This is a genomic window from Mycobacterium sp. TY815, assembly GCF_030755135.1.
GTDB lineage: Bacteria > Actinomycetota > Actinomycetes > Mycobacteriales > Mycobacteriaceae > Mycobacterium.
This window is the reverse complement of the sequence record NZ_JAUFRX010000001.1, coordinates 14,028-30,357: the sequence shown is the minus strand read 5'-3', so window position 1 is coordinate 30,357 and position 16,330 is coordinate 14,028. Positions and strand designations below refer to the sequence as shown.

At 66.9% G+C, this 16,330-nt stretch carries 11 protein-coding genes and 4 pseudogenes; 7 read left to right on the top strand and 8 right to left on the bottom strand.

Going from position 1 to position 16,330, the window contains the following annotated elements:
- Positions 1-41: 41 nt before the first annotated feature.
- The 4 genes from QXK92_RS00125 to QXK92_RS00110 form a co-directional block, all read right to left on the bottom strand.
- A complete protein-coding gene (locus tag QXK92_RS00125; protein ID WP_371934475.1) occupies positions 42-221 on the bottom strand; it encodes a hypothetical protein in 180 nt (59 codons plus the stop codon).
- Positions 222-423: 202 nt separating this feature from the next.
- The gene (locus tag QXK92_RS00120) at positions 424-1,494 is read right to left on the bottom strand and encodes a phosphotransferase (protein WP_306239650.1); all 1,071 of its coding nucleotides are present in this window, start codon (positions 1,492-1,494) and stop codon (positions 424-426) included.
- A 146-nt stretch (positions 1,495-1,640) separates the two neighbouring features.
- Positions 1,641-2,645 carry an LLM class flavin-dependent oxidoreductase gene (locus tag QXK92_RS00115; RefSeq protein WP_306239649.1) on the bottom strand — a complete coding sequence of 335 codons (1,005 nt, stop codon included), beginning with the start codon at positions 2,643-2,645 and terminating at the stop codon, positions 1,641-1,643.
- A gap of 93 nt (positions 2,646-2,738) precedes the next feature.
- On the bottom strand, positions 2,739-4,034 hold the full coding sequence (locus QXK92_RS00110) for a cytochrome P450 (RefSeq protein WP_306239647.1): 1,296 nt from the start codon (positions 4,032-4,034) through the stop codon (positions 2,739-2,741).
- A gap of 174 nt (positions 4,035-4,208) precedes the next feature.
- On the opposite strand from QXK92_RS00110, the gene QXK92_RS00105 reads away from it, so the two are divergent.
- Positions 4,209-5,489: an AarF/ABC1/UbiB kinase family protein gene (locus QXK92_RS00105; RefSeq protein WP_306239646.1), complete on the top strand. Its 1,281-nt coding sequence runs from the start codon at positions 4,209-4,211 to the stop codon at positions 5,487-5,489.
- 116 nt (positions 5,490-5,605) lie between these two features.
- Here QXK92_RS00105 and QXK92_RS00100 read toward each other — a convergent pair.
- Positions 5,606-5,878: pseudogene (locus QXK92_RS00100) on the bottom strand (adenylate/guanylate cyclase domain-containing protein); the annotation flags it as partial.
- Between the two features lie 110 nt (positions 5,879-5,988).
- Between QXK92_RS00100 and QXK92_RS00095 the strand changes: the two are divergent.
- The 4 genes and pseudogenes from QXK92_RS00095 to QXK92_RS00080 all read left to right on the top strand — a co-directional run bounded on the left by QXK92_RS00095 (position 5,989) and on the right by QXK92_RS00080 (position 10,392).
- Positions 5,989-6,630 (top strand): type IV toxin-antitoxin system AbiEi family antitoxin, encoded by a 642-nt coding sequence (locus tag QXK92_RS00095; protein WP_306239645.1) that lies wholly within the window; start codon positions 5,989-5,991, stop codon positions 6,628-6,630.
- Positions 6,627-6,839: pseudogene (locus tag QXK92_RS00090) on the top strand (nucleotidyl transferase AbiEii/AbiGii toxin family protein); the annotation flags it as partial. The gene QXK92_RS00095 and the pseudogene QXK92_RS00090, both read left to right, overlap by 4 nt.
- A gap of 397 nt (positions 6,840-7,236) precedes the next feature.
- Positions 7,237-9,207 (top strand): PE family protein, encoded by a 1,971-nt coding sequence (locus QXK92_RS00085; RefSeq protein ID WP_306239644.1) that lies wholly within the window; start codon positions 7,237-7,239, stop codon positions 9,205-9,207.
- A 378-nt stretch (positions 9,208-9,585) separates the two neighbouring features.
- Complete coding sequence (locus tag QXK92_RS00080; RefSeq protein WP_306239642.1) at positions 9,586-10,392, top strand: enoyl-CoA hydratase/isomerase family protein; 807 nt, start codon at positions 9,586-9,588, stop codon at positions 10,390-10,392.
- 12 nt (positions 10,393-10,404) lie between these two features.
- Here QXK92_RS00080 and QXK92_RS00075 read toward each other — a convergent pair whose 3' ends face one another.
- The 3 genes and pseudogenes from QXK92_RS00075 to QXK92_RS00065 form a co-directional block, all read right to left on the bottom strand.
- Positions 10,405-11,544 (bottom strand): acyl-CoA dehydrogenase family protein, encoded by a 1,140-nt coding sequence (locus QXK92_RS00075; RefSeq protein WP_306239641.1) that lies wholly within the window; start codon positions 11,542-11,544, stop codon positions 10,405-10,407.
- 181 nt (positions 11,545-11,725) lie between these two features.
- Positions 11,726-11,890, bottom strand: a pseudogene (locus tag QXK92_RS00070) (IS481 family transposase); the annotation flags it as partial.
- 350 nt (positions 11,891-12,240) lie between these two features.
- A pseudogene (locus QXK92_RS00065) lies at positions 12,241-13,242 on the bottom strand (IS3 family transposase); the annotation flags it as partial.
- A 700-nt stretch (positions 13,243-13,942) separates the two neighbouring features.
- On the opposite strand from QXK92_RS00065, the gene istA reads away from it, so the two are divergent.
- Together istA and QXK92_RS00055 are read left to right on the top strand one after the other, a co-directional pair.
- A complete protein-coding gene (gene istA / locus QXK92_RS00060) occupies positions 13,943-15,460 on the top strand; it encodes an IS21 family transposase (protein ID WP_240258325.1) in 1,518 nt (505 codons plus the stop codon).
- Between the two features lie 47 nt (positions 15,461-15,507).
- Positions 15,508-16,233 carry an ATP-binding protein gene (locus QXK92_RS00055; RefSeq protein ID WP_240263800.1) on the top strand — a complete coding sequence of 242 codons (726 nt, stop codon included), beginning with the start codon at positions 15,508-15,510 and terminating at the stop codon, positions 16,231-16,233.
- Positions 16,234-16,330: the final 97 nt, after the last annotated feature.

Sequence of the window (16,330 nt, the reverse complement as noted above, 5' to 3'; positions counted from 1 at the left end):
CAGTTCCTTCCCAGGTCCGTTTTGGGCACTCTGGTCCTTCATTAAAAGCAACGAACGCACCGTTCAGGCACCTCTCGGGACGGGTCGAAGACGGTTCCGACGAACACGTCGACGCCCGCCGCGGCCAGTTCATCGAGGCGCTCGGAAACAGTCTCCTCGTCGCCGTGAATGGCCGCGCCCTCGGGCCCGGCGTAGCCCAGCATCATCCTGGCTGTTGTCAACGTGCTCGTCGGTTGGGCGACCTCCTGTGCTCGGCAGTCGGACACTCGTGCGCGCCACCCATCCAAGAAAAGTACGCAACTTCGCAGCACCTACCGCAGATCGGCCATCCATCGCTTGCTCCTTGAACCCCTCGCGCAGCCTTCCTTGCCGCGCATTGGCCGAACAAGGCTGCCGAACGGAGAAATGGCAAGTCGGGCCGCCTCACCCGTCCGAAAGTCGTTGCGCCAAAGCCCACCCCATCCGCGCCAGGGCGCGGTAGCGGTCCCGAACCTCTGATGTGCCGGCCCGGGAGTCGGCCGCATTGCCATCGAGCCCGCGCCGCCACACGCCAGCGGTGATGGAGGCGAGGCGGAACATGGAGAACACGATGAAGGCGTCGAGCGACCGGGGTGGCTCCCGGTCCGCGTGCCGACAGTAGCTCGCCACGAAGGCTTGCTCATCGGGTATGCCGGTGCCCGTGAGGTCCTGTCCCGCCACGCCTTTGGTGCCGCTGAATTCCGGCGAAAGATGGTAAGTCAGACAGGTATAGCCGAGGTCGGCCAACGGATGGCCGATGGTTGCCAGTTCCCAGTCCAAGACCGCAACAATCCGGGGCTCGCTCGGATGGATCAGGACATTACCCAAGCGGTAGTCGCCGTGCGCGATGCACGACGGCTCATTGTCCGATGGCAGGTGTTCTGGCAGCCATTGCGCCAGCATGTCCATCTCCGGCATGTCTTCCACGCGCGCGCCCTGCCACTGCCTCGTCCACAGCGCCACCTGACGCTGCAGGTAACCCTCCGGCCGGCCGAACCCCTCCAGTCCTGCTGCACGCCAGTCCACACCATGCAGCGCGGCGAGCACCCGAGCGAGGTCATCGTAGATCGCCGCACGCTGTGCCGGACTGCTGTTGGGTAACGCCGGGTCGTGAAAGATGCGCCCGGGGACGTAATCCATGATGAAAAAAGCTGTGCCAATGACGGATTCGTCGTTGCACAGCACGCGCATGCGGGGTACCGGCACATCGGTGTCGCGCAACGCTGACATCACGCGGTGTTCGCGTTGCACGTCATGCGCCCTCGGCAACAAGGTGCCCGGGGGCTTCTTGCGAAGGACGTACTCACCCTCGGCGGTGTGCAGGTGAAAGGTCGGGTTGCTCTGTCCGCCTTGGAACTGGCGAACGCTCAATGGACCGTCGAAGCCCGGCAGTTGGCCGCGCAGGTGCCGCGCGAGGGCGCCTTCATCAAAGCGGTGCGCCGGCAGCACCGGTACCAGTTCTGCAACACCGTCCATCGGTGCCACATTACGTGTGTAAGGCGGCTCCCGACGGGAGTCGTGTCAATGTGCCGCCAGTTCGATCGCACGACTACATCGGCGGCCGGCCGCATTCGACACGGCGGCCCGCACTACGTTGTGGCAGTGCGTGATTCGTGCTGCCGCTAGTTGCCGACGCCGGTCAGGCCGGCAGCGGCGGCAAACGCACGTAGTTCACGCTCGATATCCGGACCCGCCGGCTGATACGCCACTTCGGTGACGCCCGAAGCACCCAACGCGGCGATCTTGCCCGGCATCTCGTCACGGGTCGCCGTCAAAGCCATCGAGCTCGCCATCGGGACCAGCTCCGCGACGTGAGGTGCGTCCCGAGGGTTCGCCTCGACGAGATGACCGGCGTGGATCGCGAGATGCCGTTCGTGTTGGGGCACAGCCTCAATCGCTGCGCGCCAGCCACGTCCACCAGGCAACGAGTCGACGGCCGCTGCGCCGCCCCGTTCGTACATCGCGTGGTAGAGCACCACAGCGGCCGGGCCGGCGGCAGCGACCACCCGCGGCGACGTCAACTCCTCACCGTCGTCTAGGACGGTGCCGAACGCCAGCAACGCGCGCCAGTCGGCCACCTTCACGGCGTCCGGCTGAGGGACGGCCGCGGAAAAAACGCCGTCGCCCAGCTCGGCCGCCACCGCCAACCCTTTGGGACCGTCCGCACCGATCAGAATGGGCACAGCCAGCGGCCGCGGCGCGCCGAAGCCGGGAAGCTGCAGCATTTGGATCGTGGCACCGTCCCACTCGGCCGGCTCGCCTGCCAGTAGCGCCTTGAGGCAGCGGACGTACTCGGCGACGCGCCGCCACGGCATCGGTCGCTGCCCCAGCGTGAAGCGCCCCGTGAACCCCGAGCCGATCGCGACGGCCACACGATTGGGTGCCTGATCCGCGAGCTCGGCGATCGCGGCGGCATTGACCATCGGATGTCGCAGGCTGGGGACAAGCACCCCGGGACCGAGGCCGATGCGAGTCGTGCGCTCGGCGCACCGGCTCAGCACCATCCACACGTCAGGGTAGAGCGCCGGCGAGTCGTAGAGCCATGCACGTGTGTAGCCCAGCTCTTCAGCAAGCTGGACGTGTTGGGGAGTGGTCGACGACGTCGCAAACGCGCAGGAGATCTCCACGAGAGCTGACGGTACTCGCCACGCCACTGATCCCGGATGTCACCGTCAGCCAGCGCCATACCTGATTTGAGTGGGGGCTGTAATGCGTTGCGCCTACGCCGCCACCTCGAGGCGCGTGAGCCCGCGCAGTACCGGATTCGTCCGGTACACCGGCAGGTCATCCACGAGCGAGAGCCCCGGGAACCGCTTCGTCAGTGCGTCGAAGGCGAGCCGCGCCTCGAGCCGCGCGAGCGGGGCACCGAGGCAGAAGTGCGTGCCGAACCCGAACGCGAGGTGTGGGTTTGGGGCGCGCGCGAGGTCGAGCTGATCTGGGTCCTTGAACATGTCGGGGTCGTGGTTTGCCGAGCCGATGTTCACCAGCACGAGCGAGCCCTCCGGGATGACCTGGTCGTCGATCTCGACGTCTTCAAGCGCGACGCGCACCGTCGCCTGCACGGGCCCGTCGTAGCGGAGCAGCTCTTCGATTGCGGTCGGGAGCAGCGCGGGCTCCTCGCACAGCCGCTTCCACTGATCGGGCTCGCGCAACAGGGCGAGCGTGCCGTTGCCGATCAAGTTCGTTGTTGTCTCATGGCCGGCGAGCAGCAGCAGGTTGCCGGTCGCGAGCAGCTCTGCATCGGTGAGCGCGTCGCGCTCCTCCTGGGCCGCGATCATCGCGCTGATCAGGTCCTCGCGCGGGGCGCGGCGGCGGGCAGCGATGACATCGGCGAGGTAGTCGAATACCTGGCGCGCCGCCGCCGCGCTGGTCGCGCGTGCCTCGGCGCTGGGTGATCCGAAGCCGTTGATCATCGCGCTCGACCACTGACGGAACTGACGGTGGTCCTCCGCCGGGACGCCGAGCAGCTCAGCGATCACGATGGCCGGGAGCGGCTCGGCGACGTCGTGAATCAGGTCGAAGGTGCCTTTCGCCTGCGCCTCGTCGGCGAGTTCGCCGACGATCGCCTCGATGTGGCCGCGCAGCGCGGCGACGCGCTTGGGCGTGAAGGCCTTGTTGACGAGCTTGCGGACGCGCGTGTGGTCTGGCGGGTCCATGACCAGCATCGAGCGCATGCCCGTGGCGCTCCGGCGCAGAAACTCCGGCATCCGGTCGAGGTTGTCGCGCACGAGCGGCGCGCGCAGGCGCTCGACCGAGAAACGCGGGTCGCGCAACACCGAGTGGACGTCGCGGTAGCGCGTCAGCATCCACACGCCGGGGCCGGCGTAGTTCGGGACCGGCACCTCGAGCACGGGCCGTACGGTGCGGATCAGGGAGTAAACCGGGTAGGGGTTCTCGAGCGAGCCGGCGCTACGCAGCGGCAGGAACAGGTCGAAGTCAGCGGAGCCGTCAGGAGAAGGAGGGGGTGACGACCGTTCCCGAGAAGGCGCCGAGCGCTGCCAGACACGAGACGTCATGGCGGGGTCCTCTGGGCGAGCACGTGTTGAGAATGACCAACTAACCGGCCACAATAACACCGTGCCCACGATCGCCCCAAGCACGCGGCAAGCGCCTCGCCTCTCGCTAGTTCGGTAGCAAAGGCGCGCTGCGGCTTCGTGATCCGGCACTTGCGAATCGTCCGAGTCCTGCGCGTGGCGCTTGCGGTCGTGCGCGTCCTGCCCCGCTACCTGCTGCTGCTGGCTCGCGATCGAAGCGCGCTGTGGCCTACGAACGACGCCGACTGGCAGCGCGCGCACGGCGCAGCGGCCCGCGAGATCAAGCGCGTCGCGCTCTCGCTGGCCGGAGCCTTCACCAAGGCCGCCCAGATCCAGGGCGCACGGGCCGACTTCTTCCCGGCGCCCTTCATCGAGGAACTGAGCCAGTTTCACGACGCAGTGCCGCCGCGCCCCTTCGAGACGCTGCGGCCGCTCGTCGAGCGCGACCTCGGCCGCCCTCTTGATGAGGTCTTCGCGACGATCGACCGCCGGGCCCTCGCCGCCGCTTCGTTGGCGCAGGTGCACCGCGCGACGCTGCGCGACGGCAGCCAGGTCGTCCTGAAGATCCGCTATCCCGAGATCCCGAAGATCATTCCGCTCGACCTCGGCATGTTGCGCCGCGTCGTCAGGATCGTCATGCTCGTGCAGCGGCGCATCGACTTGCGAGCGCTCGTCACCGAGACGACGCGCTTCATCGAGTTTGAGCTCGACTTCCGGCGCGAGGTGCGCTCGACCGAGCGGCTCGCGAAGAACCTCACTGACGTCCCCTTCGTGGTCGTCCCCCGCGTCCATCCAGAGCTGTGCGGCGACAACGTGATCGTGCTCGAGTATCTCCAAGGCATTCAGGTCGCGCGTACGAAAGAGCTTGTCGCAGCGGGCCACAAGCTCGCGGAGATCGCGCGCAAGATCGGCGCGCTCTACGGCACCATGATCTTCGAACAAGGCTTCTTCCACGGCGATCCGCACCCCGGGAACCTACTGATCCTGCCCGACGCCCGGATCGGCCTTCTCGATTTCGGCTTGGCGAAGGAGCTGCCGCCGGGATTCGCGCGGCTTGTCGCGACGATGATGGTCTCTGCGATGATCGGCGACTCGCGATCCGCGTTGGCTGCGGCCGAGCAGCTTGGCTTCGACGTCGCGTCGATGAAACCCGAGAACCTGCGCACGCTGATGCTGATGATGATCGGCGACAGCGACACCGAGGCCGGCTTCTTCGAGATACTGGGCGAGACGAGCCTGCGCAAGATCCCGGAGGACTTCGCGCTCGTCGGGCGCACGCTGATCCTGCTGAACGGGCTCTCGCACCGGCTCGCGCCCGGACGTCGGCTGATCCAGGCCGAGTTGCTGAAGCACCTCGCCGCGGGGGTTGCCCGGACAGACGGCGACGAGCCGGTCCCAACGGCCAGCGCGGATAACTCGGCCCGCAAGCCCGCGTAGTCCTGAGGTTTGGCGGGGATAGCCGGGGCCACGACGTTCAGGGGTGCTGGTCGGGTAATGAAATGCCCAGTGGCGCAAGATAGTTCGAGATCCGCGCCGCGCTGGACGGTGCCGACCTACCGATAGCGCCAGACACCAACGTGACCGTCGACCCCTTTGAGAGCCGCCATCTCGCGCGCGCCTACCGGGTGCAGTTCGGTTATCACCTCGGCCGCACCCGGCGCGTCGCGCACATGGTCGGTGCAGACGATCTGGCGCGAGTCCGCGATCGCCTGGACGCGCGCCGCAATGTTCACTGTCTGGCCGAAATAGTCGAGGCGCTCGTTGAGGTCCACCGCGATGCACGGGCCGGCGTGCAGGCCGATCTTGAGCTCGAGATCGCCGGTGCGCGGTTCCGTGACGTAGTCCGTCGATCACCACCGCCGACGTCGCGGCTTCGAGCCTCCAGTATGCATTTAATAGGTTTTTAGCCTATGTTTTGCGTAGTAAAGGAGCGATCATGGCGCGAAAGCACAGCACAGCGGTCCCCACTCGCCTGGCCGCGCATCCACTCGGCACGTTCCGCCCCGCGCAGGCGAAACACACCTACGCCTACCCCGCTGCTGAGGTGGCCCGTCTGCGCGAACGCGGACTCCTGCACCGTCTCACCGACGGCTACTACGTCGTCGTGCCGCAGGAACTGGTGGGACGCAGCTGGATGCCGGGCCTGGAAACCGCTGCGGCAGGTATCGCTTCGGCGATCTACGGCCCGGACGACATAGTCGTCATGGGCGTCAGCGCCGCACGGCTTTACGGAGTGATTCCACGCGCGCTGGCCACAGCGACCGTCGCCGTCCCAGCCCAGCATCGCCCCATCGTGTTGTCTGACCGCACTGCGGTTGTCCGCTTCGTCAAGCGGGACACCCAACGATTGGACGCCGAACGCTACGAGACCGAACTCGGATCGACCCTGGTTACCACACCCGAGCAGACAATCCTGGATCTTGCCCACCGCCCTGAACTCGGCGACGCCGAAATCGATGTTCCGGCCGCCGTCGCGGCGCTGTACGAGCGCAGCGATGAGGACCGCCTGAAGGCATTGGCGATCGAACAGCGACGTGGCGCATCACTGAAGCGCGCCAGGGGCTGGACCCATCAGTGAACAGCGACGAAAAGGCCTCCGTCGCAGAACAATTCGGTGTCGCAGCTGAACAGGTCGAACGTGATCACCTCATCTCTCACCTCTTGGCCTTCCTGGCCCGGGACTTCGGCGACAGCATCCACTTCATCGGTGGCACAGCATTGGCACGCACCCACCTGCCGCACGGGCGGCTGAGCGAAGACATTGACAAACCCGCCTCCAGGTCACGGCGAGGGACGCCCTACGCGCCGTACGGGACGCCTGGGCACAGGTCAGCGGATCCACCTGAACGATGGATAACCGATGAGTCCCGAATCTAAGTTTTGAATGTGCACGTCTGAGGTGGGGCGGGCGGGGCTCAAAGCCGCTTCTCTGCCGCCGGGCTGCCACCGCGCCCAACGTTCGCGGGGCTGTCAACTTACGCGTGGATCCGTGAGGTTCAGTGCGGCGATTGAAGTAGTGGACTACCTAAGACACCTCCGTCGGATAGGGCAACGCTTGGGTCGTGCTGTTGCCGCCGAGCCACACGGAGGAAGACACCATGACCGCGAACCGCGGACAACCTCTGATGCGAGCCGATGGCTGGCGACGTTCGGGCACAGATGTCACCGAGCCGAAGGAACCGACATGTCGTTTGTGATTGTGGCGCCGGAGTTGATGACCACGGCCGCAGCGGATTTGGCCCGTATCGAGTCGGCGCTTCGGGCCGCACATACGGTGGCGGCAACCTCGACAACGCAGGTGCTGGCCGCTGCCGGCGACGAGGTGTCGGCGGCCGTCGCGGCGCTGTTTTCCGCCCACGGCCAGGAGTACCAGGCGCTCAAGGCGCAGGCGACCGCGTTCAGTGACGAATTTGTGCGGGCTCTGGCCACAAGTGCCGGCTCGTATGCCAGCGCGGAGGCCGCCGCCGCTTCACCGCTGCAGGCCGCGCAGGACGCGGTAATGGGCGCGATCAATGCACCCTTCCTGACGCTGACCGGGCGCCCACTGATCGGTGACGGTGCCAACGGACTGCCGGGTACCGGACAAGCCGGCGGGGCCGGCGGGTGGCTGATCGGCAACGGCGGCAACGGTGGGTCGGGCAAGCCAGGCACGGGCAACGGGGCCGGCGGTAGCGGCGGGGCCGGCGGCGCGGCCGGCCTGTGGGGCCACGGCGGTAACGGCGGGGCTGGCGGGATCGGCGGCTCGTCGGGAGGGATCGGCGGTAACGGCGGGGCCGGGGGCGCCAATGGGTGGATCGGAGGCGGTAACGGTGGGGCCGGCGGGCCCGGCGGCACCGGCGGGACTGGCGCTCCCGGCGGCAACGGTGGCGTCGGCGGGCCCAACATTCAGCTGTTGTCGCTCAACGGCGCCGGTGGAACCGGCGGGGCTGGTGGCACCGGCGGGGCCGGTCATGCCGGCGTCGACAGCACCGTCGCCGCAGGGAAGGGCGGCACTGGTTTTGTCGGCGGGGCGGGCGGTCAAGGTGGTGCCGGCGGCGCCAACCAGGCGCTGCTGGGCGGATTCGGCGGGGCCGGCGGCACAGGCGGCACCGGCGGGATGGGCGGGACGGGCGGCGCGGGCGCGGCAGCAGATGCAGCCCACATCGTCGCCGGCAATGGCGGCACGGGCGGGGCCGGCGGAGCTGCCGGTGCGGGAGGTGCTGGTGGCACCGGCGGAATCCTGTTAGGCCACCCGGGCACCGGCGGCCTGGGCGGCACCGGCGGCGGCGGCGGTACCGGCGGAACGGGCGGCGCGGGCAACGGTCAGAACGCGTTGAGCTTCGGCGGTTTCGGCGGCAACGGCGGTGTCGGCGGCGCCGGTGGCTTCGGTGGCAACTCCAGCGGTGCCGGTATCAACGGCACCGGTGGCGGCGGCGGTACCGGCGGCGCGGGGGGCACCGGCGGCTTCAACTTGGGTATCTCGGGGACGGGCGACGACGTCCGTGTTGGCGGTGGTGGTGGCGGCGGCGGGGTTGGCGGCCGCGCCGGAGGTGGCGGTACCGGCGGCACCGGTGGCGGGGGCGGCGGCGGTACCGGCGGCACGGGCGGCGTCGGCGGCACCGGCGGTGGCGCCTTCGAATACGACGGCTTTAGCCTCAGCTTGGGGGCGGGAGGCGGCCACGGCGGGGGCGGCGGTGCCGGTGCCACTGCTTCCGGGAGCGCAGGCGGAGTCGGGGGCGCCGGTGGCGGCGGCGGTGGAGGTGGTGTCACGGACAGCGGTATCGCTACCGGCGGCGGTGGTGGCGGCGGCGGTGGGGCCGCCTCCGCCGCAGGTGTCGGTGGCACAGGCGGCTTGGGCGGTTGGGCCTCCTGTGTCGCGCCCGGCACCGGCCAAGGCGGCAACCCCGGAATTGGCGGAGCAGGCACCGGCGGCGGCGGTGGTGGTGGCGCCTTCGCGATCAATGGGGGGTTCTTTGGCGCCGGGGTTGCCAACGGCGGGGCCGGCACAGACGGTTCCGCCGGCGGGGCGGGCGGGGCTACCGGTAACACCTGGGATGCCAACATGGGAGGCCGCGGCGGCAAAGGCGCCATCGTCGGTGTCGGTGGCGCTGGTGGCCAAGGCGGTGCCGGAGCCAAATGGTTTGGTGGGGGCACTGGCCTCAGCGGCCAGTCCTGACATCAAGCGACGTGACTTTTCGGACACCTGACTAGTCGATAACCCGTCGGCAATCGGGGGCGTCGCGGGCTAATCCCGCCGCGCGGCCATGCTCACTCCCTCATCCAGGGAGTGTCAAGAATCAACCGAAACAACTGTCAAGCAAGCGCCGGCGGCAGACGCCGGATCAGAACGACGTTGCCGCGCAAGGACTTCAGCGTGACCGGCTGATTGTCGGGAGTATTGAGCCCCGTTTGGCGATACCCCGGAGATCCGGGGCGGGCCCGCAGCTCTCCAGCTTGGTTCCGCCCTGCGAGCAGTTTGACAGTGCCACGTTCTGATCGATGACGATGCCGCCGTGCGTAGGGTGTGTGCGCCGAGACAAGGAGGTGGGGCACCATGACCGCATTCGAACCGGACGCCTTCGAAGGACTGTCCGTGGAACTTCGCGACGACGGCGTCGGCGTCGTTCTGTTCAACCGGCCGGAGAAGTTCAACGCGCTGACCACGATGATTCTCGGTGTGCTCACCCGGGCGTTCCGGGCGCTGGGCGACCGCGAGGACTGCGGCGCGATCGTCTTCTCCGGCGTAGGCCCGGCTTTCTGCGCCGGCATGGATCTCACCGATGCGAATCCGGCCGCGCCAGATCGGGATCCGGTCCACGTGGCGTTCTCGGCCATGCGCGACGCCGTCTCGTGCGCGCTGGCCATGCGGGAGATACCGCAACCGGTGATCGCGGCGGTGCGCGGCCCCGCGGTGGGCGGCGGCTTCGCCTTGGCCGCTGCGGCCGACATCCGGATCTGCGCGCCCGACGCCGCCTTTATGGCGCCCTTCGTCAAACTCGGCGTCACCATTGGGGACATGGGGCTCTCGTGGTTGCTGCCAAGATTGATCGGGGCGGGGGCCGCGGCCGAGGTCTTCTACACCGGGGGGACCATTGGCGCGCAGGACGGTCTTCGGCTCGGACTGGTCCAGCACGTCGTCGACGATCCGGTGCAGTCGTCGATCACGATGGCCGCGAAGATCGCGGCCCGGCCCCGCCTCGGGGTGCAGATGTCCAAGGAACTCCTCAATGCCAGCATCGGCGCGGGCGGCCTGCGCGAGCATCTGGAGACCGAGATGCGCTCCCAGGTAATCAGCCTGATGACCGAGGATCACCGGGCGGCACTGCGCGCGTTCGCATCCCGGCGCGGCGGCACTGCGTAGGCCCGGAGCGGGTCACAATCCCAGCGTCTTGGCGATAATGTCGCGCTGGATCTCACTGCTGCCGCCGGCGATTGTGCCGACGACGGCGGCGCGGAACTGCTCCTCCATGCCGCCCTCGGTGGCGTAACCCATGCCGCCCATCATCTGAATGCCTTCCAACGCAGCACGTTTGGCGATCTCCGTGGCTTTCAGCTTGACCATTGAGGCCTCCTGCGGCATGAGCTTGCCGGGATTCTCGTCGACGCGCTGCGCGATGTCGTGCACCAGCAGACGGGTGCACTCGATCTCGGTGGCCAGCTCGGCCAACCGGTGCGAGAGCGCCTGGAAGGTGCCCACCGGCCGGCCGAACTGGTAGCGGGTCTTGACGTAGTCGAGGGTGTCGTCGAAGGCGCGCCGGGCCTGCCCCAGGGCCAGCGCCCCGACGATGACCCGTTCGGTGTTCAGGCCCGCGATCAGTTGCAGCCAACCCTGGCCCTCGGTCCCGATGAGCCGCCCCTGCCCGATCTCGGCGTCGGTGAAGAACACGTCGTTGACTTCCGCGCCCATGGTGGGAATCGGCCGGATCTCGACACCGGGGGTCGACGTCGGCACCGAGAACATCGAGATGCCCTGGTGCTTGTCTCCGGTGTCGGCGGTGCGGGCGACCAGCAGGACGTGGGCGGAGTAGTGCGCGTTGGAGATCCACGTCTTCTGGCCGTTCAGGCGGTAGCTGCCGTCGACCTTTTCGGCTTTGCAGCGCAGCGAGGCCACGTCGGACCCCGAGCCGGGCTCCGACATCGCGATCGACGTCGCCCCTCCGGCGACCACCCCACCGAGGATCTCCTTCTTGAGATCCTCCGAGGCGAAGTTCAGGTAGATGTGCGAGACGATCAGCGTGACGGCGTAACTTCCGACCGGGATCTGGTTGTAGGCCAGTTCCTCGACGAGCAGGCACGCGTCGAACAGACCGCCGCCGGCGCCACCGTACTCCTCCGGGATCGACAGCCCCAGGAATCCCAGATCGGCCAGCTTGCGAGCGACATCCGGATTGTGGTGCGTCGTACCGCCGTTGGTGAGTTCGAGTCGCTTGTCCCGGGTGCCGCACTCCCGGGCGGCGAACTGCCGGAGCGTGTCGACCATGCCGTTCTGTTCGTCGGTCAATTGCAGGCTCACACGGGCGCTCCTCAATCGGTTCGGCGGCAATCCGCAGACTACTCCGCGGCCACCGGGCCTCTTCCGATCTCGCCGAGGCCGTAGGTGCTCAGTACGGGGCCGGAACCGGTTCCGTCCAGGTGCCGGGCCGTGCGACTTCTGATCCGCCACCCCGCGGCATCCCGGCGCAGCCGCAGCAGGTCCACTTACGCAAGCGCCGGTCCCGCCCGACGGGTTGATCATCCCCGCCACGCACCAGCGCCCGATACACGGCCGATTCCGACGGAACGGGGACCACCCCGCGCATGCCCGGCTCGAATGCCCACCGCCGTGGCCCCCCATACGGCCGTGACCGTCGCAACTCCAAACCGCTCGGCCTCGACCTGGGCGCCCTCATCAAGGGAGTGTCAAGGATCAACCGAAGAAAAACAGTCACCTAGTAGGGCGGGCGGGGCTCGAACCCGCGACCAACGGATTACCAGACGGCAGATCTTGCCAGGTCGCGTTAAGGCGTAATTGTTCTGTGCCGCAATGGAATAAACAACTCGACGATCCCGCGAAAACCGAGCAAATCGGGTCATTTCTCAATCATTCGCGATGAATAAACGATGACAGCTAGGCGTTTTCAAGACCCTGCAATGACTCTATGAGCACTGACCTGAGGCCCGGTCGGATCCGACCACCTTATGAGGCTGACTTTGTGCCTCAGTTCAGTCACAGCCCGAACAGGGCCAGGGTCTCACCGAACCGCACCGAAGTGTATTGGGCTTGGGAACCCGCGTCGCTGTGATGAATAGTGTTGCCAGACAGTGAATTACCTTGCTGTGACCGTAGTGTGGCGGCATAGCGGATCGCCTGGCGAACGAACCGGTCTTGGTTGCAGGCCGAGCAGGTCCATCCCACAATCCGAGCCGCGTAGGCGTCGATGGCGAACGCGGTGTAGACAAACATCCCCGTCGACAGCCGTACGTAGGTGAAGTCGGCGACCAGCAACACGTTGGGCGCGGGCACCCGGAATTGGCGCTTGACCAGATCGGCCGCCCGCTGCGGACAGATCGCTGATCGTGGAATGGACCCGCTTTCGCCGGGTGACCCCCGGCCAGCCATGGGCCCGCATCAATCGCTCTACCGTGCAGCGGGCCACCGCGACGCCCTGACGTTGCATGAGGGCCCACATCTTCGCGGCTCCGTCCAAACGACTCCGGCTTGCGTCGACCGTGCTCGTCTGGCTCGTAGTAACCGGCCAACACCTCGGTGATGACCGTGTCCCACAGGGCTGCGCGCTGACGGGGGTCGGGACAGCCAGGCGTAGAGCGTTCTCGGGGCGATCTGGCAGCCGTGCTCGGTGAGCACGGGCAGATCGGAGCGACCCCGAACCGAGCACGATGCTCGGCGATGAAACCGCAGATCAGCGGCGTCGTGGGTCGCTCTCCGCACGAAGAAACTTGTTGCCGCCTTGAGGATTTCGATGGTTTCCTCCAGTTCCTTGTTCCTGCGTCTGAGTTCTCGGTTCTCCCGCGTAACATCGGTGGGCAGCCCGTCACGGGCCGCAGTATCAATCTCGGACTGATTGACCCACCGGCGTAGCGTTTCGTAGGACACTCCCAACCGCTTGGCGATCGCCATAATGCAGGCCGTGCGGCTGTCGTACTCCTCGACATGGTCGTTGACCAACCACACCGCCCGGACTTTGAACTCCTCGTCGTACTCCTTCGGCATGATGCGAACAACCTTCCCTCGAAAGAAGGTACGCATCAATCGGGTTGGTTCACAATTGTCCTGTCCGCTCGTAAGCATTGGGCAAGCGCTTCTGGCAGCCGCCCGTCCGTTCCAACGGTAACGTAGACCTGGTCGGGCGAGCACAGGGCGCAAAGGTCCAGGAATTTGGTCTCAACTGGCGTTGATCGAACAACAACTGCGCACATCGATCTCGACAGACGGCGAGCTGACCCAACGACTGGCCTCGGTCCCTTGCCTATTTTGCGGCAAGCACCGACGCACCTTTGATCACCAGACGGCTTTTGGCCGTAGATGGCGGCTTGATAGTTCTGGCCCTGACTATTGTTTTGCCCTGTTGGAACGTCAGAAACCCGTGGAGGTGGCAGGTGCTACTAGCTGACAACGAAACGAAAGTTGACCTTCTCAATAACGAGGCGATCGCAACAACGATCGTGAAACTTCTCCGTGATCGGCCCGACCAGCCTGTCGGCGGACATGAAAAACTGCCCACTGGCGGACATGAAAGTGCCCGTTCGCGGCCAATAAGAACTGCCCACCGGCGGATACGAAAGTGCCCGCAGGCGGCCATGAATCTGCCCAGACCTACTTGATGTCGTTCGGCGCGTCTGCGCTGGGGCGGCCTCTCCTGCGGTTTCGATGTCGATGCCTAGTCGACCCGACAACCCCAGGAGAGACCTACTTGAAGTCTGACGGAGAACTCATGGAAATACTCAATGCCTACGACCTGACCGGGTCCTACCGCGCCGCGGCCGAGCTGTGTGGGTGCTCGCACCACACCGTGAAGAAAGCGGTCGAGGATCGCAACGCTGGGCTGCCCCCGGCCACGCGGCGGGCCCGGATGATCGATGATTGGCGCGACCTGCTGGAAACCTGGGTCGCTGATTCGAAGGGCAAGATCCGCGGCGACAAAGCCCACGACAAGCTGGTGGCGTTGGGCTACACCGGCACCGACCGCACCACCCGCCGTTCGTTGGCGGAGATCAAAGCGCAATGGCGCCTTGGCAATACACGCGTGCACCGGCCCTGGATCACCGAGCCAGGACTGTGGCTACAGTACGACTTCGCCGACGGCCCCCTTGTCGCCGGCCGCAAGATCGTGCTGCTCGTGGCGTGGCTGGCGTGGAGCCGCTACCGCGTCGTGGTGGCTTTGCGGGACCGCACCGCACCCAGTGTCTTCGCCGGCCTGGACCGCATCTTTCGCATCGTCGGTGGTGCTCCGACCTACCTGCTCACCGACAACGAGAAGACCGTCACCACTGGACACATCGCCGGAGTTCCGGTCCGCAACCGGGCCGCGGTCACCTTCGGCCGCTACTACGGCCTTTCGGTGCTGACGTGTGAACCCGCCGACCCAGCCACCAAGGGTGGGGTGGAGAACGCGGTGAAGCTCGCCAAAGCCGACATCGTGCCTACTGAGACCAACCTCCTGCCGCAGTACGACTCGTTCGCCGACGTCGAAGCCGCATGCGCCGGTTTCACCACCGAGATCAACGCCCGCGTGCACCGGATCACGGGACGCCGGCCGGCCGAGATGCTCATTCAGGAACGCCCGGCCCTGCACGCGGTTCCTGACCTGCCCCACACCGCCGCGTTGGGGGTGACCCGCCGGGTTCCCGACAACACCCCGATGGTCACCTTCGACCACTGCCAATACTCGCTGCCCGCAACTCTTCTGGGCCAGACAGTGTGGATCCGTGACCACGACGGCACCGATGAGGTGGTGATCTGCGCTCTTGATGGCGGCGGCCCGGTGGAGGTGGCGCGGCATCGCCGCGCCGCCCCCGGTAGTCCCGCCATCAACGATGACCACTTCCCTGAGCATCGGGACAAGGTGCCCGGTGATTACCGGGTGCGGGCCCGCACTGTCAGTGAGCAGACCTTCCTGGCGCTGGGGCCGGGTGCGGCGGTGTGGCTCAAAGAAGCCGCCGCCGTCGGCACCGAACGGATCCTGCAGAAGATGGCCCACGCGGTGGAACTGTCGGCGTTAACCGGCCGCGCCGATGTCGACTGGGCGCTCGGGCATGCTGGCGTGCACGGTCGCTTCGCCACCGGTGACCTTGATTCCATCCTCGCCAGCAAGGGCATGGACACCACTCGCCGCGGCGCCGACGAAGACACCTCCCTGGCGCAAGGAACCAGTGGGTGGAACTTATTCGGCCGCAACGTTATCGACGCTGACGAGGCAGGCATCGCGTGACTACCACCACGACCACCGCGTCGCTACCCGCCGACGTCGAAGCGCTGATGCGTGGGCTGCGGTTGCCGCACGCCCGCGCGATCGCCGCCGACGTGCTGGCCACTGCCCGAGCTCAACGCTGGGACCCCACCGAGGTGATCAAAGCGCTGCTGACCGAGGAGTCCGCCGGCCGGGCCCGGTCCATGCTGGCCGCCCGCCGCAAAGCCGCCGGCTTCCCGACCGGGAAGACATTCGACGTGTGGGACCCCAATGCGTCGTCGATCCCGTTACCGACCCAGCAGGCGCTACAGACCCTGGAGTGGGTGGGTCGTCGGGAGAACCTGGTGGTCTGCGGGCCCGCTGGCACCGGCAAGACGTTCTTCCTCGAAGCGTTGGGGCAGAAGGTCATCGAAGCCGGGATGCCGGTGGCGTGGTTCACCCTCGAGCAGATCGGGGTCCTGGTTCGGGCGCACCGCGCTGACGATTCGTTGGGCAAGGCCGTGGCCAAGATCGTGCGTGCCGAGCTCGTGGTGATTGACGACGTTGGACTGTTGCCCGTCGGTGCCGATGCCGCTGAAGGGCTCTACCGCATCGTCGAGGCCGCCTATGAACGGCGCTCGGTGGCGATCTCATCGAACCTGCACCCCAGTGGTTTCGATGAGCTGATGCCCAAGACGTTGGCGACTGCCACCGTGGACCGGCTGCTGCATCACGCGCACCTGTGCCAGACCAGCGGAGACTCCGTGCGGCTGGCCCAAGCCCTGCACGGGAAGGGAGTCAAACCCTTGAGCTGACAACGGCCTCAACCACCGGTGGCGGACACACCCTAATGGGCAGATTCGTGTCCGCCACTGGGCAGTTCTTATTGGCCACCTACGGGCAGTTCTCATG